Source organism: Leclercia sp. GLN_9 (genome assembly GCF_043105735.1).
Classification (GTDB): Bacteria; Pseudomonadota; Gammaproteobacteria; order Enterobacterales; family Enterobacteriaceae; genus Enterobacter; species Enterobacter adecarboxylatus.
This window is the reverse complement of record NZ_JBICLV010000026.1, coordinates 367,216-390,807: the sequence shown is the minus strand read 5'-3', so window position 1 is coordinate 390,807 and position 23,592 is coordinate 367,216. Positions and strand designations below refer to the sequence as shown.

Here is a 23,592-nt window from a genome sequence, read left to right as displayed (position 1 = left end):
CAGCCTGCTGTCCGTTACGTATTCCACTCCAGTTGTACACCCTTATCCGTATTCGCCACGCCTTCCCGCGTCACAAACACGCCCGCAGCCGCCACCAGGGTTTCGCCGTAAAACAGCAGCGGTGTGGCATCCCGACGCCAGGGCGCAACATTAAGCTCCTGCCAGATTTTTTTGATCTTACGACCCCCGTTTCGCCCGACAATATGCAACGTTCCGCTGGCCCGGAAGCGCACCGTCACCGGCTCATCAGGCTGCGGCAGGCGCAAGTTACCGCCTGCGTTGAGATGCAGAGTGCCCAGCCCTTCCGGTAGCAACAGAGGCCGATCCAGACAGGGCCAGTCGATAACCCGATCGGCAAGCGATGCGTGGCTTTTTACCCACCACAGTTGCCCCTTAAAGCGCCTGATTTCTCCCTCACCTGAACGCAGCCGCGGTGCCGCATCTTCCCTGGCAAGCGCCACTTCATCCCAGAGCCGGGTAAGCATAGCGCGCGACGGCATTAACGCCCCGTGTGCCGCCAGCCATCTTCGCAGGAGTGCAGCCCGACGTACCGCGCTCATCGCCTCCAGCGGCGCGATCGCCAGCGCCCCGCCGTCAGAAACCAGGGACGACAGCTCATCAGCCAGCAGCTCATCAAGGAGCTGCTCCTGTTCCGCGCACAGCGTGGCGCTACGGGAGGTGGCTTGTGCGAAATGGGGCCAGCGTTGTGTCAACAGGGGCACTACACGCAGACGCAGGAAATTGCGGTCATAGCTGTCGTCCTGGTTACTTTCATCCTCAATCCAGCGAAGACCCCAATGCTGCGCCTCGGCAAGCAGCGATTCTCGCGTCTTGCCGAGCAGGGGACGGATCTGTTCGGTATCGGCAAAACGCGCCCGCACAGGCATGGCCGACAGTCCTGCCGGGCCGCTACCGCGCTTGAGCGCCAGCAAAAAGGTTTCACACTGATCGTCCAGGTGTTGCGCCGTGACCAGCGCTTCCCCGGGTAACAGCGCCTCGTGAAAAGCGGCATATCGCGCCTTGCGTGCCTGCGCTTCCAGTCCCAGCCCCTCTTCCGCCAGCGTCACCCGCGCCACGATCAGGGGAATATCCCATTCATGACAGAGGCGTTGGCAATGCGCCACCCAACTGTCAGCGTGTGGGCTGAGACCGTGGTGAATGTGGATAGCGCGCAGTTCGAGGTCGGGTGCCTGTTCACGCCAGCGCATCAACTGATGCAGCAAAACCGTGGAATCCAGGCCACCGCTAAATCCCACCAGCAGTCGGCGGTATGGGTGGAGGGCGTGCTGAAGATCGGCTGTGGTCATCGTCATCATCTGTGCAGGAAGATGCCCGGCACGTTACCGGGCAATTCCCAGGGAGGCAAGCGTTACTGCTGGTACAGCTCCAGCGGCAGGCCATCAGGATCGGTGAAGAAGGTGAAGCGTTTGCCAGTGAAGGGGTCGATGCGGATGGCTTCACACTTTACGCCATGCGCGTCGAGATGCTGCACGGCCTGGTCGATGTCATCCACGCTAAAGGCGAGATGACGTAAACCGCAGGCTTCCGGCCGGGACGGGCGCGCTGGCGGGAATGGGAACGAAAACAGCTCAATGACGTACTGGCCGTTCAGCGCCAGGTCTCCCTTCCAGGAGTCGCGCTCCTCGCGATAAAACTCACTTTGCAGGGTAAATCCCAGCGTATCGCAGTAAAACGCCTTACTCGCGGCGTAGTCGGTAGCAATAATGGCAATATGGTGAACCTGCTTTAAGCCCAGCATAGTTTCTCCTTTTTAATGTGCCTGAACGTTATATCCGAACCCCCGTGCCGTGCAAGGGGTCACTGCGCTTTTAGGACACGTACCCGATAGTTGCCATCTTCATCCCGTTTGGCACCATGGATATCGGTTTCGAAACCTGGATAATGACGACCAATCGAACAGAGCATAAGCAGGAAATCCAGCACCGCCCTGCTTTGCTCGGTGATCATCTCTCCCGGCATCAACAACGGCACGCCCGGCGGATAGGGCAGGATCATATTGGCCGAGATCCGTCCGACCAGATCCTCCAGATCGACCGTTTCCACCTCCCCTTTCACCTGACGCTGCCAGGCATGATGGGGAGTGAGCTTCATTTCCGGCAGAACGTCAAATGCCTGCAGCATCAGCCGCGGCAGATCGTGCTGGCGGATAAGCTTATGGATCCCCTGGGCCAGATCCTGAATGCGCATGTTGCGGTAAAAGTCAGGATCCTCGGCGTAGAGATCCGGCAGCATATTTTTGACCCGCAGATTCAGATCGTAGGCGCGTTTAAACTCCATCAACCCGCGCAGCAATCCCATCGCCCGGGTTTTATCGATACCAATGCTGAACAGGAACAGCAGGTTATATGGCCCGGTTTTCTCCACCACGACACCGCGCTCATCAAGGAACTTCGCCACCAGCGCAGCCGGGATCCCCTCCTCGCTCATCACGCCCTGCTCATCCATACCCGGTGTGAGAATGGTGACTTTAACCGGATCGAGGAACATATGATCCGCATCGGCATCGCGAAAGCCATGCCAGCTCTCCCCAGGTGCAACCGGCCAGCATTCGGCTTCGTCGATATCGTCCGGCTGCCAGATATCAAAGAACCAGCCGTCGGCTTCATCTTTAAGGCGCTGGACCTCTTTGCGAAAATGCAGGGCGCGTTCAACGGAGCGGTTGATCAGACGCTTACCGGGATTGCCGCGCAGCATTGCCGCCGCGGTTTCAATCGAGGCCACCAGCGGGTAACTCGGCGAGGTGGTGGTATGCATCATGAAGGCTTCGTTGAAGGTCTCTTCGTCGTATTCACCTTTAATGTGGATCAGCGAGGCCTGGGAAAACGCCGCCAGCATCTTATGCGTGGACTGGGTTTCGAAGAACACTTTTCCCGGTACCCGCTCGCCGCTCATCCCGCTTTTACCGGCATAAATCGGGTGGAAATTGGTATAGGGCACCCATGCAGAGTCAAAATGGATCGAGGGCACATCCAGGGTCTGTTTCACCCAGTTGGTGTTGTACAGCAGGCCGTCGTAAGTGGAGTTGGTGATCACCGCATGAACCGGCCAGCTTGCACCCGGAACGGTCGCCACTTTACTCTCAATTGCCGCATGGGAGAATTCCCGGCGCGGGATCCCGCCCAGAATACCCAGCGCGTTACGGGTGGGCGATAGCCAGATCGGCACCACGTCGCTCATCATCAGCAGATGCGCCAGCGATTTGTGGCAGTTGCGGTCAATCAGTAAGGTGCTGCCATCCGGCGCGGCGTACATGCCGACAATTTTGTTCGAGGTGGAAGTGCCGTTAGTCACCATATAGCTCTGCTCGGCACCGAAGGTGCGGGCGATATACTCTTCGGCTTCAAGATGTGGACCGGTATGATCCAGCAGCGATCCCAGCTCCGTCACCGAGATCGACACATCTGCCTTTAGCGTGTTCCCGCCAAAGAAATCATAAAACAGACAGCCCACCGGGCTTTTCTGGTACGCCGTTCCCGCCATATGGCCCGGGGTGCAGAAAGTGTATTTCCCCTCTTTCACATAGGTGAAGAGTGCACGGGTAAACGGCGGGGTGATGGTATCAAGGTACTCACCGGTATATTGCTGGATACGGGCGGCGATATCGTCTGCCACCCCAAGGGAATACTCAAAAAACCACAGCGCCATACGCATTTCTTGCGCGCTGATATCCATCGATGAATGCGTATTAATAAAGGCATACAACGGAAGATATTCATTAAGTTGATTGATATCGCTACACAGCTCGAGGTCGTACTCATCCCAGTCGAAGATAACGCCGCAAATACGCGGATTATGTTCGATAAATTTCAGTAGATCGGCGCTGTTTTGTGGCCAGATAAGTTGAAACCCGCGGGATGTTAACGCCTGCTCCAGCTCCTTGATGGGTTCGTCTTTATAAAAGACGCCGTGCGGCCCCATAATGGCAATGATGTTCACGGTTTACCTCCTTAAAAAACATTCACTAAGCATAGTTGAGGTAAACCGCAGGCATAAAAAAAGCCGCAACGATGTGCGGCTTTTCAGAGTATGGCCTGGCTTACGCGTAACCGTAGCTCATCAGACGCTGGTAACGACGGTTAAGCAAATCTTCTTTGCTCAGCACGTCGAGGTCTGCGAGATCGGCCAGCAGCTGTGCCTTCAGAGAGGCCGCCATCACTTCCGGCTTACGGTGCGCGCCACCCAGAGGTTCCGGGATAACGGTATCGATCAGCTTCAGCTCTTTCAGACGCGGGGCGATAATGCCCATCGCTTCAGCAGCCAGCGGCGCTTTGTCGGCGCTTTTCCACAGAATGGATGCGCAGCCTTCCGGGGAGATAACGGAATAGGTACTGTACTGCAGCATATTCACTTTATCGCCCACGCCAATAGCCAGCGCGCCACCGGAGCCACCTTCACCGATAACGGTACAGATGACTGGCACGGTCAGGCGTGACATTTCGCGCAGGTTGCGGGCAATCGCTTCAGACTGGCCGCGCTCTTCTGCACCGACGCCAGGGTATGCACCCGGGGTGTCGATAAAGGTGATGATCGGCATGTTGAAACGCTCGGCCATCTCCATCAGACGCAGGGCTTTACGGTAACCCTCCGGCGCTGGCATCCCGAAGTTGCGGCGAATTTTTTCTTTCGTTTCGCGCCCTTTCTGGTGGCCAATAATCATCACCGGACGACCGTCGAGGCGTGCGATACCACCAACGATAGCTTTATCGTCGGCATAAGCGCGATCGCCTGCCAGCTCGTCGAATTCATCGAACGCCAGGCGGACATAATCCAGGGTGTACGGACGCTGTGGATGGCGCGCCATCTGGGCTACCTGCCATGCGCCGAGATCGGCAAAGATTTTGCGCGTCAGTTCTACGCTCTTTTCACGCAGACGATGCACTTCTTCGTCGATGTTAATATCCAGTTTTTCATCCTGACGGCCAACGGCGGTCAGAGAATCGATTTTCGCTTCCAGCTCTGCAATCGGCTGTTCGAAATCAAGGAAATTCAGACTCATAGTATTCCTGTATTAGTCAAACTCCAGTTCCACCTGCTCCGAACCAATGAGGCCACGCAGATCGTTGAGTAAACGATCGCTCGGAGAGACACGCCACGACGCACCAAAGCGCAACCGTGCACGCGCATCCGCCCTCTGATAGTAGAGATGTACTGGAATGGTCCCCGAGCGGTGGGGTTCCAGAGACTGACGGAGTCGGTTTAAAAGCTGGTCATCAATTTGCCTGTCCGTCAGCGAGATAGCAAGCCCGCGAGCATATTTTTCCCGGGCTTCGTCAATGTCCATCACTTCGCGGGCGGTCATTTTAAGCCCCCCGCTGAAGTCATCAAAGCTGACCTGTCCGCTGACGATAAGTATGCGGTCTTTTTCCAGCAACTGCTGATATTTATCCAGTGCGTCGGTGAATAACATCACCTCCAGACGCCCGGAACGGTCATCCAGCGTACAGATGCCAATACGATTGCCGCGCTTGGTGACCATAACCCTCGCGGCAATGACGAGCCCCGCAGCCGTGGTAATCTTACCACGTTCTGTCGGATGCATGTCTTTCAGCCGATAGCCTCCGACATAGCGCTCAATTTCTTTAAGATACTGGTTGATCGGGTGCCCGGTCAGGTACAGGCCCAGCGTTTCACGCTCACCATCCAGAACCGTCTGTTCCGGCCACGGCTGACAGCTGGCATAGGATTGTTCAATCTGCTCTGGCTCTTCTGCCAGCACGCCAAACATATCCGCCTGACCAATAGCTTCCGCTTTTGAGTGCTGATCCGCGGCCTTCAGAGCATCGGCCAGCGAGTTCATCAGCGCGGCACGATGCGGCCCGAGACGGTCAAACGCCCCGGACATGATCAGCTTTTCCAGCACCCGGCGATTAAGCTTTTTAATATCGGTACGGGCGCACAGGTCGAACAGCTCGCGGAAATAACCGCCCTGATTACGGGCCTCGATGATCGCTTCGATCGGGCCTTCACCCACGCCTTTAATCGCGCCGATACCGTAAACAATCTCTCCGTCATCGTTAACGTGGAAATGGTACTGACCGGAGTTGATATCCGGCGGCAGGATCTTCAATCCCATTCGCCAGCACTCATCCACCAGGCCCACTACCTTCTCGGTGTTATCCATATCGGCGGTCATTACCGCGGCCATAAACTCTGCCGGGTAGTGCGCTTTGAGCCACAGGGTCTGATAGGAGACCAGCGCGTAGGCAGCGGAGTGCGATTTGTTAAACCCGTATCCGGCAAATTTCTCTACCAGATCGAAGATTTTCATCGCCAGTTCGCCTTCGATGCCGTTCTTTTTCGCCCCATCCTCAAAGACAGAACGCTGCTTGGCCATCTCTTCAGGCTTTTTCTTACCCATTGCACGACGCAGCATGTCCGCGCCGCCGAGGGTATAGCCAGAGAGAACCTGGGCAATCTGCATGACCTGTTCCTGATACAGGATAATGCCGTAGGTAGGCTCCAGCACTGGCTTCAGGCTTTCGTGCTGCCACTGCACATCAGGATAGGAAAGCTCTTCGCGACCGTGCTTACGGTCGATAAAGTTATCTACCATCCCCGACTGGAGCGGCCCCGGACGGAAAAGTGCCACCAGGGCGATCATGTCTTCGAAGCAGTCAGGCTGCAGGCGTTTGATCAGATCTTTCATGCCGCGGGATTCAAGCTGGAACACCGCTGTGGTTTCCGAACGCTGCAGCATGTCGAAGCTTTTCTTATCATCCAGCGGGATCGCGGCGATATCGATCGGCTCCAGGCCCTGTTTGGCCCGGCGCGGGTTGATCATCTTCAGCGCCCAGTCGATGATGGTGAGCGTACGCAAGCCGAGGAAGTCAAACTTCACCAGGCCAGCGTATTCTACGTCGTTCTTATCAAACTGGGTGACCGGGTGCGAACCGGTTTCATCGCAGTAGAGTGGCGCAAAATCGGTAATTTTGGTCGGAGCAATAACCACCCCACCGGCGTGTTTACCGGCGTTACGGGTGACGCCCTCCAGCTTACGCGCCATATCGATCAGCGCTTTGACCTCTTCGTCGGCCTCGTAGATTTCTGGCAGTTGCGGCTCTGCTTCGAAGGCTTTCGCCAGGGTCATGCCCGGATCGGGCGGTACCAGCTTCGAGATACGGTCAACAAAGCCGTACGGATGCCCCAGTACGCGGCCCACGTCGCGGATAACCGCTTTTGCGGCCATGGTACCGAAGGTAATAATCTGTGATACCGCATCGCGGCCGTACATGTCGGCCACGTGGTCGATAACCTGGTCGCGTTTCTCCATGCAGAAGTCGACGTCGAAGTCGGGCATCGAGACACGTTCCGGGTTGAGGAAACGTTCGAACAGCAGGTCAAACTCAAGCGGATCGAGGTCGGTGATTTTCAGCGCATAGGCCACCAGCGATCCGGCACCCGAACCACGGCCCGGCCCTACCGGTACGCCGTTATCCTTCGACCACTGGATAAACTCCATTACGATCAGGAAGTAGCCGGGGAACCCCATCTGGTTGATAACCTGAAGTTCAATATCCAGACGTTCGTCATATTCCGGGCGCTTTTCGGCGCGAACGGCCGGATCCGGGAAGAGAAACTCCAGACGCTCTTCCAGACCTTCTTTCGATTTCAGGACCAGGAAGTCTTCGGTGGTCATGTCGCCGGTCGGGAACTGCGGCAGGAAATACTCGCCCAGGCGAACGGTGACGTTGCAGCGTTTAGCAATCTCTACGCTGTTTTGTAGCGCTTCCGGGATATCGGAAAACAGCTCGCACATCTCCTCTTCGCTGCGCATGTACTGCTGCGGCGAATAGTTACGCGGGCGTTTCGGATCGTCGAGGGTAAACCCATCGTGGATGGCGACGCGAATTTCATGGGCGTCAAAGTCGTCGGCATTGATAAAGCGCACATCGTTGGATGCCACCACTGGCAATCCATGCTCTTCTGCCAGCGCCACCGCGGCGTGCAGATAACTCTCTTCATCAGGACGCCCGGTGCGGATCAGCTCCAGGTAGAAGCGATCCGGGAAATATTCTTTATAAAAATCGACACACTGCTCCACCAGCGCGCCATTGCCGCGCAACAGGCAGCGGCCAACATCGCCCATACGCCCGCCGGAGATCAGCAGCAGCCCTTCATTCAGCTCCGCCAGCCACTCCCGATCGATCCATGGACCCTGCGCGCCGTAGCCACGCTGATAGGCGCGGGAGATCAAAAGCGTCAGGTTCTGATAACCCGTGTTATTCAGCGCCAGCACGGTGATCTGCGTCATTTCATCGGCGAGCAGCTCGCTTTGAACGTGAAAATCGGCACCAATCACCGGCTTCATACCGGCACCGTGCGCCGTTCCGTAGAACTTCACCAGACCGCACAGGTTGGTGAAGTCGGTGATCGCCAGCGCAGGCATGCCAAGCGCGGCCGCCTTTTTCACCAGCGGCCCGGTCTTCGCCAGCCCATCAATCATGGAATAGTCGCTGTGCACCCGCAGGTGTACGAAACGTGGTTCAGCCATCTTCAGATTCCGCGTTACTTATTGGCGTCTTGATTCAGGACATCAGTCCCAGTGCGCGTTTCACCGGCCCAAAACTGCGGCGATGATGTTCAGTTGCGCCGTGTTCAGCCAGTCTTTCCAGATGGAAAGCGGTAGGATACCCCTTATGCTGGGCAAAGCCATACTGGGGAAAAGTGAGATCCAGCGCAGCCATTTCGGCATCGCGGGTGACTTTGGCAATAATCGAGGCGGCGCTGATTTCGGCTACCCGGCTGTCGCCTTTAACGACCGCCAGTGACGGCATGGGTAGCGCCGGACAACGATTCCCGTCGATCAGCACAAATTCGGGCACCACGCTCAGCCCGGCTACCGCACGCTGCATCGCCAACATTGTGGCATGCAGGATGTTCAGTTCGTCGATCTCATGCGGCTCCGCACGCCCCAGACTCCAGGCCAGCGCTTTTTCTTTAATTTCATCGTATAACGCCAGACGGCGCTTTTCGGATAATTTCTTCGAGTCATTCAGACCGATAATCGGACGAGCAGGATCGAGGATCACCGCGGCAGTGACAACGGCCCCCACCAGCGGCCCACGACCCACTTCATCTACACCCGCCACCAGATGGGTGTGAGGGTAAACAAATTCCATCATTGTGCTAACTCCAGCACCGCGTCAGCCGCCTGCTCATCGGCATTACAGCGGATCTGCTGATGCAGCTCCCGGAAGGTATTATGCATTTCATGGCTGGTTTTGCCGTTGGCTAGCAGCGGTAATAGCGCAGCGGCTAACGCCTGTGGCTGGCACTCATCCTGCAGCAACTCTTTCACCAGCTCGCGTCGGGCAAGCAGGTTTGGCAGGGAGACGTAATCGGTTTTCACGAGACGTTTCGCCAACCAAAAGGTGAACGGCTTCATACGATAGCCTACGACCATCGGGCATTTCGCCAGCATACACTCCAGCGCGGCAGTGCCGGATGCCAGCAGCGCGGCATCGCTGGCCACCATCGCCTCACGACCCTTGCCATCTAACAGATGAACATGCAGATCCGGGGCGACCTCGGCCTTAATGCGCTCGAACTGCTCCCGGCGTTTGGCGTTTACCAGCGGCACGACCACTTCGAGATCGGGGTAGGTCTGACGCAGGATCTGCGCCGTTTTAAGGAAATCTGCGCTGAGCATTTCCACTTCTGCCCCACGACTACCCGGCAGCAGGGCCAGACAGTGCACGTCATGCGGAATACCAAGCACGTCGCGCGCCGCATTTTTATCGGGATCCAGCGGCATGGCATCCGCCATCGTGTGACCGATAAAGCGGCAAGGCACGTTGAATTTATCGTAAAACGCTTTTTCGAAAGGCAGGAAGGCCAACACCAGATTCGTCGATCTGCCTATTTTGAAAACGCGTTTCTGTCGCCACGCCCAGACGGACGGACTGACGTAATGAATGGTTTTGATCCCCTGCTTTTTCAGATTCCCTTCGAGGGTAATATTGAAATCAGGCGCATCAATGCCGACGAAAACATCGGGCTGAAGTTCGGTAAAACGGCGTGTTAAATCGGCGCGGATGTGCAGCAAACGGCGCAAGCGCCCCAGCACCTCAACGATGCCCATCACCGCCAGCTCTTCCATCTCGTACCAGGCTTCACATCCTTCAGCCTGCATCAATGGACCGGCAACGCCGACAAAGCGCGCATTGGGAACGCGCGCCTTGAGCGCTCGAATAAGACCAGCACCAAGAATATCGCCGGAGGTTTCTCCGGCGACAAGGGCGATCGTCAGCGGGCGACTATCAACCATTAACGAATCAGACCACGGGTTGAGCGTGCGAAGAATTCCACGAACGCGTTCACCTCAGGGTGCTGTTTCGCCAGTTCAGCGATTTCCGGCTTCGCCTCTTCCAGCGTTTTACCGTTACGGTACAGCTGTTTGTAGGCGTTACGGATAGCCATAATCGCTTCACGGCTGAAGCCGCGGCGCTTGAGGCCTTCGATGTTGACACCAAACGGCGTCGCATGGTTACCCTGCGCAATCACATACGGCGGGACGTCCTGCGCCACGCCGGAGCAGCCGCCTACCATCACGTGCGCACCAATGATGCAGAACTGATGGACAGCGGTCATGCCGCCAATGATGGCATGATCGTCAACTGATACGTGTCCCGCCAGCGTTGCGTTGTTGGCGAGAATACAGCGGTTACCAACGGTACAGTCATGCGCGATGTGCGCGTTGACCATAAACAGGTTATCGCTGCCCACCTTCGTCAATTCACCACCCTGTACTGTGCCACGATGAATGGTTACGCTTTCGCGAATGCGGTTACGATCGCCAATTTCCACACGGGTCGGTTCGCCAGCATATTTCAGATCCTGGTTAACTTCACCGATGGAGGCGAACTGATAGATCACGTTATCGCGGCCAATGGTCGTATGACCATTCACCACAACGTGAGATTTCAGTACGGTACCCTCACCAATTTCAACATGGGGTCCAACAATACAAAATGGACCAATGTGAACGTTAGCACCGATAACGGCGCCTTCTTCCACAATGGCGGTTGGATGAATAAAGGCGGTTTTATCAATCACGTATCAGGCCTCCCGGCTACGCGCACACATCATGGTAGCTTCGCAAACAACTTTGCCGTCAACCAGAGCTACGCCTTTGAAGCGAGTCAGGCCGCGACGCGTTTTTTCAAAAGTCACTTCCATGATCATCTGATCACCAGGTACAACCGGGCGCTTAAAGCGCGCTTCGTCGATACCTGCGAAGTAATACAGCTCACCCGGCTCCAGTTTACCAACGCTTTTAAACGCCAGAATACCGGTAGCCTGAGCCATCGCTTCCAGGATCAATACGCCCGGGAAGATAGGCTTCCCAGGGAAATGCCCCTGGAAGAATGGCTCGTTTACAGAAACATTTTTCACTGCGCGCAGAAAACGACCTTCTTCAAAATCCAGCACACGGTCTACCAGCAAAAACGGGTAGCGGTGAGGCAGAAGTTCTAAAATCTCTTCAATATGCAGAGTATGAGTGTCAGTAGTCAAAATACTCTTCCTGTCAAAATATCTGAATGGCAATAATAACACGGCCTGCCGGTTTATAAGAAAGCCGACAGGCCGGGAAGTATGCGTTTAACGGGTGAACGCTTAGTCTTGTTGATCGATTTTGCGCTCAATGGCCTTGAGGCGCTTACTCATATCATCAATATTCATCACCAGGGCAGCAGTTTTACGCCACACCTTGTTAGGCTGCAACGGAATACCTGAGGAGTAAACGCCCGGTTCAGTGATAGGACGCATAACCATGCCCATCCCTGTAACCGTGACTTTATCGCATATTTCCATATGCCCGTTAATGACGCTGGCACCGCCAATCATACAGTAACGGCCGATCTTCAGGCTGCCCGCCATAATAACGCCACCGGCAACCGCCGTATTGTCGCCAATCACAACGTTATGTGCAATCTGGCACTGGTTATCGATGATAACACCATTACCGATAATCGTGTCATCAAGCGCGCCACGGTCAATAGTGGTGCATGCGCCGATTTCGACACGATCGCCGATGATCACCCGTCCCAGCTGCGGGATCTTGACCCAATTACCACGATCGTTGGCATAACCGAAACCATCTGCGCCAATAACGGTGCTGGAATGGATCAGGCATTGTTCACCAATTTCGATCTCATGATAAACGGAGACATTGGCCCACAGGCGAGAGCCTGCACCAATTTTTGTTTTTTTACCTACGAAGCAACCGGCACCAATGACAACGTTATCGCCCAGCACGACGTCTGATTCGATAACCGCATTTGCACCAATTGATACGTTATTACCCAGCTGCGCCGTCGAATCAATCACCGCACTGGGTGCGATGTTTTGTGCCGGCTGCGGCGTGGTATCCAGAATTTGTGCCATACGGGCGTATGTCAGGTAGGGATTCTTCACTACCAGCGCTGCACCTTTGGCAAACGGCAAATCGTCCTGCGTCAGTACGACAGCAGACGCCTGGCAAAGAGCCAGATGTTCACGGTACTTCGGGCTTACCATGAAGGTGATAGTGCCTGCTTTAGCAGACTGCATGGACGCAACAGCGGTGATGACGATATCGCCATCACCGTGTAATTCTGCATCCAACTGCTGAGCTAAATCAGCGAGTCGAATTGAAGGCATTACTTATTTAACCTGTTTCAGGACATCAGCGGTGATGTCTTTAACATCGCTGCTGTTGAATGCAACAGCGTTGCCATCAACAACCAGATCGATGTTCTGATCGGCGGCAACAGCTTTCACAGCGGACTGGATACGGGTAACCAGCTTGCCACGTTCTTCGTTAGAACGACGTTGACGATCCTGCTCAAAAGCTTGCGCTTTCTGAGAGAAAGTCTGACGCTGAGCCATTACGTCTTTTTCCAGTTTGCTGCGCTCGCTCGCTTTCATGGTAGAACCATCGCGCTGCAGACGCTGCATTTTGGATTGCAGATCTTTTTCCATACCTTGCAGTTCGCTTGCACGGCCTTTGAACTCGTTCTCCAGCGTGGCAGAAACACCCGTTTTCTGCGCAACCTGCTGGAACAAGTTACCCATATTGACGATTGCAATTTTGTCTGCAGCCTGAGCAGAAGTTGCCATCGCTAAACCGAGACCTGCAGCTAATAACCACTTTTTCACAATTAACTCCTTACCATCCCATTGGTACCCGAAGGTACCGTTCTTTGCGTGGCAAGGCGATCCTGCGATCGCCAGTTGTCAGCGCTACACTGCCAACGCATTCCTTTGCAACGGACAATTACCAGGTTTTACCAATGTTAAACTGGAACTGTTCCGCTTTGTCTCCTTCGTATTTCTTAAACGGCTGGGCGTAAGAGAAGACCAACGGCCCCAGCGGTGACATCCATTGTAGTGCGAGACCCGCAGACATACGAATATTGCTCGGATCGCTGTAGTCTGGAATACCGGCAGCCCGGGTCGCACTGGTATTTTCCCAGTTAGTATCCCATACGGTACCCGCGTCCAGGAAGAAGGACGTACGTACGGAATTGGCATACTTATCGCTGATAAACGGCGTAGGGGTAATAAACTCCAGGCTTGCAACACCCATTGCGTTACCGCCTACTGCGTCATCAGAGCTACATACTTCGCTTGATGAAGACTTATTGCAGTTATCTTCGTCATTACCGCCGTAATAGGCTGCTTTCGGACCAATGTTATTGGACTGGAAGCCACGTACGGTGCTTGAACCACCTGCATAGAAGTTCTCGTAGAATGGCAGTTCTTTGCCACCTAAGCCGTCGCCGTAACCCCAGCGCGTACGACCCAGAACCACCCATTTGTGATCTTCGTCGATCGGGAAGTATGACGCGGTATCGAGAGTAACTTTATAAAACTCATTGTCAGAGCCCGGGACCGTAACTTTACCGTTCAGGTTGACGCGTGAGCCTTCGGTCGGGAAGAAACCACGGTCGAGGCGGTTATACGTCCAGCCATAGTTGAAGGTGAAGTCATCTGCGGCAAAGCCGTTATCATCATTGGAGGTGCTTGCAGACTGTCCGATAGAGTCCAGATAACGCCACATGGCCACCTGCGGTTGCATGTTGGACAGGTCGTTATGCACGTAACCTAAGCCAGCACGCAGGGTGTTGTATTCGTTAATTGGGAAACCGAGCGTACCATCAACGCCGTAGCTCTTGTTGGTATACGAGGACAGGTCTGCATCATCCGCTTTAAAGTCGTTATAGAAAATACGACCGCCCAGACTCACACCATCAACGGTGAAGTAAGGGTTAGTAACAGAGAGCTCAGAGTAAGTCTGGTAGTCGTTTTTGGTACCGTTGATACCTACGGAATAGCCAGTACCTAACCAGTTATCCTGCTGCACGCCCACCTGGAAGCTGACGCCACTTTCAGTACCGTAACCGACACCAAAGTTAAAGCTACCGGTGTTACGCTCTTTGACCTTATAGACCACGTCAACCTGATCCGGTCTGCCTGGTACACGCTGGGTGTCTGTATCAACCGTTTCGAAATAGCCCAGACGGTTCAGACGCTCTTTACCCTGGTCAACCAGATCGCTGCCCAACCACGCCCCTTCCATCTGGCGCATTTCGCGGCGCAGTACGGAGTCTTTAGAGGTGTCGTTGCCTTCAAAACGGATCTTACGTACGTAGAAACGATTACCCGCATCGACGTTAACGTGGAGCTTAACGGTTTTATCCGTATCGTTGATTTCAGGCTGAGTTTGTACACGTGGATAAGCATAACCATAACGGCCGAGCAGCTTTTTAATGCCGTCTTCCATTTTGGTCACTTTCGCACCGCTATACAGCTCGCCCGGCTGAAGCTTGGTCAGACTCTCGATTTCAGCAGAGTGCCCTGCCAGGTTGCCACTCACTTCAACACCAGAAAGCTTGTACTGATCGCCTTCGGTAATGTTAACCGTGATGTAGATACCTTTCTTGTCAGGAGTCAGACTGACCTGAGTCGAATCGATGTTGAAGCGCGCATAGCCGCGATCCAGATAGTAGCTGCGCAGGGTCTCGAGATCGCCCGCCAGTTTCTGTTTCTGGTATTTACGGTCGCCCACTACGTTCCACCACGGCACTTCGTCACGCAGCTGGAAGGTTGAGATCAGCTCATCGGTGGTGAAAGCATGGTTACCGACGATGTTAATCTGCTGGATCTTCGCGGAGACGCCTTCCTGGAACACCAGTTTCAGGTCAACACGGTTACGCGGCAGCGGGGTGACAACGGCTTTTACGCTCGCGCTGTATTTACCGACGCTGTAGTAGAAATCTTCCAGCCCTTTCTCGATGTCAGACAGGGTAGTACGATCCAGAGATTCGCCGACACGGACGCCAGAGGCCTCAAGGTTTTGCTTGAGCATGTCGTCTTTCACCGACTTGTTGCCGGAGAAGGTGATGCTGGCAATAGTTGGACGCTCTTTTACCTGCACCAGCAGCGTATCACCATCGCGCAGAACGCGAACGTCCTCGAAGTTGCCAGTGGCAAACAGGGCGCGAATGGTATTACTAATGTCTTCATCATTAACCGTGTCGCCTGGGCGCACTGGCATACTGAGGAGGGCCGCACCAACGGCGACACGCTGAAGGCCTTCGAAATGAATATCTTTCACTACGAACCCGTCAGCACCGTATACGGTCGCGCTGCTAAACAGCAGCGACGCTATGAGCAACTTTTTCATCGCCATCGTTATTATGCGTTCTTCCTAACACTCTCTTACAACCGAGAGAAATCATTGAAAAGTGCAAGCCCCATTAACAGCACCAGTAATATCGAACCAATGCGATAACTAAAGTCTTGAACTCGCTCGGATACCGGCCCGCCTTTTAGCTTCTCGATCGCTAAAAACAGCAGATGACCCCCGTCTAAAACAGGCAGTGGGAACAGATTTATTATCCCGAGGTTCACGCTAATGAGCGCAAGGAACATGAGATAGTAAATCACCCCGAACTCTGCTGACATCCCAGCCCCCTGAGCGATCGAAATCGGCCCACTGAGGTTGTTCAGTTTTACGTCACCGGTAATCAATTTCCCCAGCATCTGCACGGTCAGCTTCATCAGTTGCCATGTTTTATCCGTGGCTTCAAGAATGGCGCTGAACGGCCCATACTGGCGTATTGTCTTGTACTCATCAGGCAGCGGGATGACTTTTGGCACCACGCCTGCAAAACCTTCAGCCTTTCCGCCACCCGGTTTCGTATCCGGGATAAGCGTTAAGGAGAGCGGGCTGCCCTGCCTTTCTATCTCCAGAGCCAGCGGCGTACCTGGATTATCACGCACCAGAGTAACAAAGGTCATCCACTGCGTTAAAGGTTGACCATCGACTTTAACGATCCTGTCGCCCGCTTGCAAACCTGCTTTACGCGCTGCGGAGTCAGACTGCACTTCTGCCAGCACCGGTTCAATCTGTGCGCTGCGTGGGCGAATGCCTAAAGCCGCTACAGGATCTTCTTTATCTGGCTCAAAGGTCCAGTTGCGTAAATTCAGGATTTTATCCTGACGCGTACTGGAACCGAAAGGTGACACGCTGACGGTGGTCTGCTCATCGCCAATTTTGGCAACCAGTTGTAACCGCACGGAATCCCAATCAGGGGTTTCGATACCATCAATCGCTTTAAGTTCCATCCCTGGGTTAATTTGCGCGCTTGCCGCGATGGAGTTGGGTGTTATTTCACCAACAACCGGACGAACGCCAGGGACACCGATGATAAACACCAGCCAGTAAGCAAAGATAGCGAAGATGAAGTTTGCCACCGGACCAGCAGCAATGATGGCGGCGCGCTGGCCGACGGTTTTGTTGTTGAACGCGTAGTGGCGCACTTCAGGCGCCACTGGCTCTACGCGCTCATCCAACATTTTGACGTAGCCGCCGAGCGGGATAAGGGCAATAACAAATTCTGTGCCGTGGCGGTCGTTACGACGCCAGAGCGCTTTCCCAAAACCAATAGAAAAGCGCTCTACACGCACGCCACAGCGCCGAGCAACCCAGAAATGGCCAAATTCATGCACCGTGATAAGCACACCCAGTGCAACAATGAACGCCGCCAGATTCCAGAGAATGCTAAGCATAAAACCTTCCGTTAAATCGTCCCAAATACCAGCAAAAACAGGCAGGCAAACACGGGAACCGCCGCCGTCAGGCTGTCTATACGATCCAGGATACCACCGTGCCCTGGAATAAGATTGCCACTGTCTTTGATCCCTGCTTCACGCTTAAACATACTTTCGGTCAAATCACCCAGCACGGAAGCCAGCGCTGCGACGATAGAACAGACCAGTAGGGTTGCCGGTGCCACCTCAAGGTTGGCCCACACGCCATAACCCCATGAGATAATCGCCGCCGTAAATAACCCGCCGATAAAGCCTTGCCAGGTTTTACCCGGAGAGACCTTTGGCGCCAGTTTATGTTTGCCAAACAGTTTACCAAACATATAGGCGCCAGAGTCAGCCCCCCAGACGAGAATCATGACATAAAGCAGCCATAAGGCGCCGCTGTAAGGATTGTCGTCGTAGTGCCAGGTACGGAGGGCAAGCATTCCCCAGAAGAAAGGAACGATGGTGAACAGCCCAAAGCAGAGACGCAGTAGTTTAGAATTGCGCCATAGCGAAGCAGAGCCGGGATAAAAGAGTACCAGCAGCAGGGCTGCAAGCCACCATCCCAGCGAAAGCCAGAGCGAACCTGCTATGATCGGCTGATGAATATTGTGATGGTACTCTGGCAGCATAAAGAGCATCAGCGCCAGCATCAGGCCGCACAGCACCGCCAGCCATACCCGCTGGGAACGCGAAGTAAAGCCGCTAAGCTGACCCCATTCCCACGCCGCCAGCATGCAAACGACCAGAGTGACAATAGCGAAGCCCACCGGTGGCAGTAAAAACAGCGCCGCGATGACAACAGGTATTAAAACAAACGCAGAAATCAGGCGATACTTCAGCAAAAGCTACCCCCATCAGGCGTTGTCGCCACCAGGCTCGGTACCACCAAAGCGACGCTCTCGATTGGCAAAGGCATGCAGCGCACCTTCAAAGTCTTGTTCATCAAAATCGGGCCAAAGAACATCTGTAAAGTAAAGTTCGGCGTAAGCAATCTGCCACAGCAAAAAGTTACTGATGCGATGTTCTCCCCCTGTCCTAATTACTAAATCCACGGGTGTCAGTTCACTCATGCAGATTTGCTGACTCAGCGCCTCTTCATCAATCTGGTCCGGCTGTAATAGCCCTTCCTGAACCTGTTCAGCCAAATGCCGTACACCCTGGACAATATCCCAACGTCCGCCATAATTCGCCGCGATATTGAGCGTTAAGCCGGTGTTTTTCCCGGTCAACGCTTCCGCTTTACGAATACGTTCCTGTAGACGTGAGTTAAAACGACTGGTATCCCCGATAATACGCAGACGAACGTTGTGGCGGTGCAGGCTTTTTACTTCGCTGTCGAGCGCCCACACAAACAATTCCATCAACGCACTAACTTCCTGCGCAGGTCGATTCCAGTTTTCACTGCTGAAAGCATAGAGCGTTAACGCATCAATGCCGTTATTAGCGGCAAAAGAAACGGCGCGGCGCACAGATTTCGCCCCAGCTTTATGCCCAAAGGCTCGGATCTTCCCTTGTCTTTTCGCCCAGCGGCCATTGCCATCCATGATGATCGCAACATGACGACAGCCATGTGCTGGCAAGTTCTCGCTTATTGGTTGATTCGCAGACAACATAACGCGTTTTTGGTCCCTGAAAGGATTTAACGGTACTCAGGAATACTGAAGCCTTTACGTAAAAAAGCCGTGTCATACCACGGCTTACCTGACCACGTAACGTCAACTACCCGCAATCAGGTGGCGCAGACTATATCACTGAAGCACAACGCTAACAAATAGCATGACCACCCGAGGCTGGATTATCACCAGCTTGCGAGGTGCGTCACCGCTTTTTGCGCCGCGAGCCTGGCTTTCGCATCGACGGTCAGCACATCATCCACACTTTGCGGCTCGCGTAAATCCATTGCCTCAAGAACAGACAGGTTCAGCGCAGCGATATCCGTAAAGCGGATCCGTTGTTCGAGGAAGGCGGCGACAGCAATTTCATTCGCCGCATTAAGGGCAGTTGTCGCTGCTTGCCCCTGCTCGAAGGCTTCCATTGCCAGTTTCAGGCATGGATAGCGCTGATAATCCGGCGCGCTGAACGTCAGCGCACTTAATTTGCAAAAGTCGAGCGGCTTCACGCCGGAGACGACGCGGTTTGGCCACGCCATCGTATGGGCGATAGGCGTACGCATATCTGGCTCGCCTAACTGCGCCACCACGCTGCCATCCCGATAACGGACCATGGAGTGGATCACGGACTGCGGGTGAATCAACACTTCCATCTGCGCTGCCGAGGCGTTAAACAACCAGCGGGCTTCAATGTATTCCAGACCTTTATTCATCATGGTGGCAGAGTCGACCGAGATTTTACGCCCCATCGACCAGTTCGGATGACGGCAGGCCTGATCCGGGGTCATTGAGACCAGGTCAGACAACGGCGTATCACGGAACGGGCCACCAGACCCGGTAAGCAGGATAGAAGAGACGCCATTCTGCTCGAGATCAGCGTACCCCAGGTTTTGCTGAAACGGTTGCGGTAAACTCTGAAAAATAGCGTTATGTTCGCTATCTACCGGCAAAAGACGCGCACCGCGTTGCTTTACCGCCTCCATAAACAGGCGTCCGCAGGTCACCAGCGACTCTTTATTGGCCAGCAACACCGTTTTCCCGGCATCGATCGCCGCCAGCGTCGGCAGCAGGCCCGCAGCTCCCACAATCGCTGCCATCACCTGGTCTACTTCATCCAGGGCCGCCATGTCGCAGGCAGCCTGTTGACCGCTTAATACTTCGGTCCGACTGCCATTTTCGGCCAGCAGCGCTTTTACCTGGCGAGCACTCTCCTCGTCGTCCATAACCGCATAGCGTGGCGAAAACTCAAGACACTGCTCGACCATCCGCTGAACGTTTTTTCCGGCGACAAGCGCGGTCACGGTGTAGTGTTCAGGGTTGTGGCGAACGACGTCGAGCGTGCTGCAACCAATCGAACCGGTTGAGCCGAGGAGTGTTAATTGCTTCATGAATTGTCCAGAAGTAGTGAAACCAGCAAAGCAAAACGCCGCCAGCAAAGCCCATCGGGCCTTCTGTACGGCGTTTTATCAGATTACGTCAGAAATCAGAACTGCATCAGTTCCGCTTCTTTTTCTGCCAGCGCCGCATCAAGCTTCTTGATGGCTGCATCGGTCAGTTTCTGTACGTCGTCCTGAGAGCGGCGATCGTCATCTTCGCTGATCTCTTTGTCTTTCAGCAGTGCTTTCACTTTGTCGTTCGCGTCACGGCGTACGTTACGCACGGCAACACGGCCCTGCTCTGCTTCACCACGTACCACTTTGATCAGATCTTTACGACGCTCTTCGGTCAGCGCTGGCAGTGGAACACGGATATCCGTGCCTGCAGAGCTTGGGTTCAGACCCAGATCGGATGCCATGATGGCTTTCTCAACAGCCGGGCCCATTGAACGATCAAAGACGTTAATTTTCAGCGTACGGGTATCTTCTACCGTAACCTGCGCCAGCTGACGCAGCGGCGTTGGCGTACCGTAGTATTCCACGACGATACCATCCAGCAGGCTTGGAGAAGCACGGCCAGTACGAATTTTGCTGATTTGGGTTTTGAACGCTTCAACGCATTTGTCCATGCGTACTTCAGCATCTTTTCTGATGTCGTTAATCACGTTACGAATCCTTGGAAACTTGTCTCAGGCAGACTATCCACCAGCACTACGCTACAGGTGTGCTAAGTATAGTCGCGTTTAATTCATGACAACGCCAAAGGCGCGTCCAGGTAAGATATCACTACAAAATAAAGCGGAATCTTACCTGTATTTATCGTCGACGGAAATTATTCCGTGATTAAAGTGCCTTCTTTTTCGCCCATCACCACGCGACGCAGCGCACCAGGCTTATTCATGTTGAAGACACGAATCGGCAGTTTGTGGTCGCGAGCAAGCGTAAAGGCGGCAAGATCCATCACTTTCAGCTCTTTATCCAGTACTTCGCTGTAGGTCAGCTGATCGTACATGGTGGCAGCAGGATCTTTTGCCGGATCGGCAGTAAACACGCCGTCCACTTTGGTCGCTTTCAGTACCACGTCGGCTTCGATCTCGATACCGCGCAGGCAGGCCGCGGAATCGGTAGTAAAGAATGGGTTACCCGTACCGGCAGAGAGGATCACCACACGGTTGTTGCGCAGCAGGCTGATAGCTTCGGCCCAGCTGTAGTTATCACAGACGCCATTCAGTGGAATAGCGGACATCAGGCGCGCATTCACATAGGCACGATGCAGTGCATCACGCATAGCCAGGCCATTCATGACCGTTGCCAGCATACCCATGTGGTCGCCCACCACGCGATTCATGCCTGCTTTTGCCAGACCCGCGCCACGGAAAAGGTTACCACCGCCAATGACTACGCCAACCTGGATGCCCAGTTCAACCAGTTCTTTGATTTCCTGCGCCATGCGGTCAAGGATGCTTGCGTCAATACCGAAGCCTTCCGACCCTTGCAGCGCTTCGCCGCTCAGCTTAAGCAGAATGCGTTTGTAAACGGGTTTTGCATTGGTAGCCATATTTCTTTCCTGGGACTGTCAACGATTAAGATGGGGGGTTAATTCTGGCGACATGATATATCGCATCTCAGCACAGAGACTATAGGCACTTGGCTGATTTACACGTAACGTACACAAAAAGAAGCCGCCCTCAGGCGGCTTCTTTTCGCTGATTAAGACTGTTTAGACATTGCAGCAACTTCTGCTGCGAAGTCAGTCTCAACTTTCTCGATGCCTTCGCCCACTTCGAAGCGGATGAAGCCAGTTACGTCAGCGTTGTGCTCTTTCAGCAGCTGAGCAACAGACTTGCTTGGATCCATTACGAAAGGCTGGCCAGTCAGAGAAACTTCGCCGGTGAATTTCTTCATGCGGCCTTCAACCATTTTCTCTGCGATTTCTTTTGGCTTGCCAGACTGCATGGCGATGTCCAGCTGAACCTGGTACTCTTTTTCTACAACTTCAGCAGACACGTCTTCTGGCTTAACGAATTCTGGCTTGCTTGCAGCGATGTGCATTGCCAGCTGCTTAACCAGCTCTTCGTCAGCGCCTTTAGCCGCCACCAGAACACCGATACGCGCACCGTGCTGGTATGAACCCAGAACGTCGCCTTCCAGGGAAGACACGCGACGGATGTTGATGTTCTCACCGATTTTAGCAACCAGCGCAACACGCTCTTCTTCGAACTGTGCTTTCAGAACTTCAACGTCAGTGATTTTGCCAGCAATAGCTGCGTCCAGAACTTTGTTAGCAAATGCCTGGAAACCGCCATCTTTAGCTACGAAGTCAGTCTGGCAGTTAACTTCCAGAATGATGCCGTAGGTGCCGTCGATCTTAGTGATGATCACGCCGTCAGCAGCAACGTTGCCTGCTTTCTTAGCTGCTTTGATCGCACCAGATTTACGCATGTTTTCGATTGCCAGCTCGATGTCGCCGTTCGCTTCAGTCAGCGCTTTTTTGCAATCCATCATGCCTGCGCCAGTACGCTCACGCAGCTCTTTTACCAGGGATGCGGTAATTTCAGCCATTCTTAAATCCTCGGGAGATGTGAACTGCCCGGCCAGAAGCCAAACAGTATAAATTGAAAAAAGGGGCCGATAATTGGCCCCTATTCATACACGGTACTAATAAGGGGTAGAACCTTATTATTCAGCTTCTACGAAGCTTTCTTCCGCCTGAGAAGCCAGATCCTGGGAACGGCCTTCACGAACGGTAGCAGCTACAGCGCTCAGGTACAGGCTAACAGCACGGATTGCATCGTCGTTACCCGGGATAACGAAGTCAACACCGTCCGGATCGGAGTTGGTATCAACGATTGCGAATACTGGGATACCCAGGTTGTTAGCTTCTTTGATTGCGATGTGCTCGTGGTCAGCATCGATAACGAACAGCGCGTCTGGCAGGCCGCCCATATCTTTGATACCGCCCAGGCTGTTTTCCAGCTTGTCCAGCTCACGAGTGCGCATCAGCGCTTCTTTTTTGGTCAGCTTTTCGAAAGTACCGTCCTGAGACTGGGTTTCCAGATCTTTCAGGCGCTTGATAGACTGACGAACGGTTTTCCAGTTGGTCAGCATACCGCCCAGCCAGCGATGGTTCACGAAGAACTGGTCGCAGCTGTTAGCAGCTTCTTTCACAGCTTCGCTTGCAGCGCGCTTAGTACCAACGAACAGAATCTTACCTTTACGGGAAGAGATCTTGTTCAGCTCAGCCAGGGCTTCGTTGAACATTGGTACAGTTTTCTCAAGGTTGATGATGTGAACTTTGTTACGTGCGCCGAAGATGAAAGGCTTCATTTTCGGGTTCCAGTAACGGGTCTGGTGACCGAAGTGAACACCAGCCTTGAGCATGTCGCGCATGGAAACAGTTGCCATGTTTTAAAACCTCTATTTAAAAGTTGGGGTTATGCCTCCACGTATCCCATATTACCGACCCCAAAGGGCACCCCGGAATATGTGCCGATACGTGT

General features: G+C 54.1%; 20 protein-coding genes. All 20 read right to left on the bottom strand.

The window, feature by feature from the left end; translation table 11 throughout:
• Positions 1-14: 14 nt before the first annotated feature.
• The 20 genes from tilS to rpsB all read right to left on the bottom strand — a co-directional run bounded on the left by tilS (position 15) and on the right by rpsB (position 23,497).
• Positions 15-1,307: a tRNA lysidine(34) synthetase TilS gene (gene tilS / locus ACF8PE_RS18555; protein WP_392495158.1), complete on the bottom strand. Its 1,293-nt coding sequence runs from the start codon at positions 1,305-1,307 to the stop codon at positions 15-17.
• Positions 1,308-1,369: 62 nt separating this feature from the next.
• Complete coding sequence (locus ACF8PE_RS18550) at positions 1,370-1,759, bottom strand: VOC family protein (RefSeq protein WP_059308695.1); 390 nt, start codon at positions 1,757-1,759, stop codon at positions 1,370-1,372.
• 59 nt (positions 1,760-1,818) lie between these two features.
• Positions 1,819-3,957: a lysine decarboxylase LdcC gene (locus tag ACF8PE_RS18545; protein WP_155166343.1), complete on the bottom strand. Its 2,139-nt coding sequence runs from the start codon at positions 3,955-3,957 to the stop codon at positions 1,819-1,821.
• Positions 3,958-4,057: 100 nt separating this feature from the next.
• Entirely contained in the window at positions 4,058-5,017 is a 960-nt protein-coding gene (gene accA / locus ACF8PE_RS18540; RefSeq protein ID WP_032616629.1) for an acetyl-CoA carboxylase carboxyl transferase subunit alpha, read from the bottom strand.
• Positions 5,018-5,029: 12 nt separating this feature from the next.
• Positions 5,030-8,512 carry a DNA polymerase III subunit alpha gene (dnaE, locus tag ACF8PE_RS18535; protein ID WP_392495157.1) on the bottom strand — a complete coding sequence of 1,161 codons (3,483 nt, stop codon included), beginning with the start codon at positions 8,510-8,512 and terminating at the stop codon, positions 5,030-5,032.
• 34 nt (positions 8,513-8,546) lie between these two features.
• Positions 8,547-9,143, bottom strand: a complete 597-nt coding sequence (rnhB, locus tag ACF8PE_RS18530; RefSeq protein ID WP_032616627.1) for a ribonuclease HII — start codon at positions 9,141-9,143, stop codon at positions 8,547-8,549.
• Positions 9,140-10,288, bottom strand: coding sequence for a lipid-A-disaccharide synthase (gene lpxB, locus ACF8PE_RS18525; RefSeq protein WP_392495156.1), 1,149 nt, complete (start codon positions 10,286-10,288; stop codon positions 9,140-9,142). The genes rnhB and lpxB overlap by 4 nt, the downstream gene beginning before the upstream one ends.
• On the bottom strand, positions 10,288-11,076 hold the full coding sequence (gene lpxA, locus ACF8PE_RS18520; protein ID WP_032616625.1) for an acyl-ACP--UDP-N-acetylglucosamine O-acyltransferase: 789 nt from the start codon (positions 11,074-11,076) through the stop codon (positions 10,288-10,290). Before lpxA ends, lpxB begins: the two co-directional genes overlap by 1 nt.
• Positions 11,077-11,079: 3 nt before the next feature.
• Positions 11,080-11,535 (bottom strand): 3-hydroxyacyl-ACP dehydratase FabZ, encoded by a 456-nt coding sequence (gene fabZ, locus ACF8PE_RS18515; protein WP_007373234.1) that lies wholly within the window; start codon positions 11,533-11,535, stop codon positions 11,080-11,082.
• A 102-nt stretch (positions 11,536-11,637) separates the two neighbouring features.
• Positions 11,638-12,663, bottom strand: coding sequence for a UDP-3-O-(3-hydroxymyristoyl)glucosamine N-acyltransferase (lpxD, locus tag ACF8PE_RS18510; RefSeq protein ID WP_059308698.1), 1,026 nt, complete (start codon positions 12,661-12,663; stop codon positions 11,638-11,640).
• Positions 12,664-12,666: 3 nt separating this feature from the next.
• Positions 12,667-13,161: a molecular chaperone Skp gene (gene skp / locus ACF8PE_RS18505; protein WP_032616621.1), complete on the bottom strand. Its 495-nt coding sequence runs from the start codon at positions 13,159-13,161 to the stop codon at positions 12,667-12,669.
• Positions 13,162-13,279: 118 nt separating this feature from the next.
• Positions 13,280-15,697, bottom strand: a complete 2,418-nt coding sequence (bamA, locus tag ACF8PE_RS18500) for an outer membrane protein assembly factor BamA (RefSeq protein ID WP_032616619.1) — start codon at positions 15,695-15,697, stop codon at positions 13,280-13,282.
• 29 nt (positions 15,698-15,726) lie between these two features.
• Positions 15,727-17,079 (bottom strand): sigma E protease regulator RseP, encoded by a 1,353-nt coding sequence (rseP, locus tag ACF8PE_RS18495; protein ID WP_032616618.1) that lies wholly within the window; start codon positions 17,077-17,079, stop codon positions 15,727-15,729.
• 11 nt (positions 17,080-17,090) lie between these two features.
• Entirely contained in the window at positions 17,091-17,948 is an 858-nt protein-coding gene (cdsA, locus tag ACF8PE_RS18490) for a phosphatidate cytidylyltransferase (protein WP_032616617.1), read from the bottom strand.
• Positions 17,949-17,960: 12 nt separating this feature from the next.
• Positions 17,961-18,719, bottom strand: coding sequence for a (2E,6E)-farnesyl-diphosphate-specific ditrans,polycis-undecaprenyl-diphosphate synthase (gene ispU, locus ACF8PE_RS18485; protein WP_032616616.1), 759 nt, complete (start codon positions 18,717-18,719; stop codon positions 17,961-17,963).
• Positions 18,720-18,904: 185 nt separating this feature from the next.
• Positions 18,905-20,104: a 1-deoxy-D-xylulose-5-phosphate reductoisomerase gene (ispC, locus tag ACF8PE_RS18480; protein ID WP_151583618.1), complete on the bottom strand. Its 1,200-nt coding sequence runs from the start codon at positions 20,102-20,104 to the stop codon at positions 18,905-18,907.
• A gap of 95 nt (positions 20,105-20,199) precedes the next feature.
• A complete protein-coding gene (gene frr / locus ACF8PE_RS18475) occupies positions 20,200-20,757 on the bottom strand; it encodes a ribosome recycling factor (RefSeq protein WP_032616614.1) in 558 nt (185 codons plus the stop codon).
• A 167-nt stretch (positions 20,758-20,924) separates the two neighbouring features.
• The gene (pyrH, locus tag ACF8PE_RS18470) at positions 20,925-21,650 is read right to left on the bottom strand and encodes a UMP kinase (RefSeq protein ID WP_032616613.1); all 726 of its coding nucleotides are present in this window, start codon (positions 21,648-21,650) and stop codon (positions 20,925-20,927) included.
• Between the two features lie 152 nt (positions 21,651-21,802).
• Positions 21,803-22,654 carry a translation elongation factor Ts gene (tsf, locus tag ACF8PE_RS18465; protein WP_032616612.1) on the bottom strand — a complete coding sequence of 284 codons (852 nt, stop codon included), beginning with the start codon at positions 22,652-22,654 and terminating at the stop codon, positions 21,803-21,805.
• Positions 22,655-22,771: 117 nt separating this feature from the next.
• Positions 22,772-23,497 (bottom strand): 30S ribosomal protein S2, encoded by a 726-nt coding sequence (gene rpsB / locus ACF8PE_RS18460; protein WP_032616611.1) that lies wholly within the window; start codon positions 23,495-23,497, stop codon positions 22,772-22,774.
• Between the last annotated feature and the right edge of the window lie 95 nt (positions 23,498-23,592).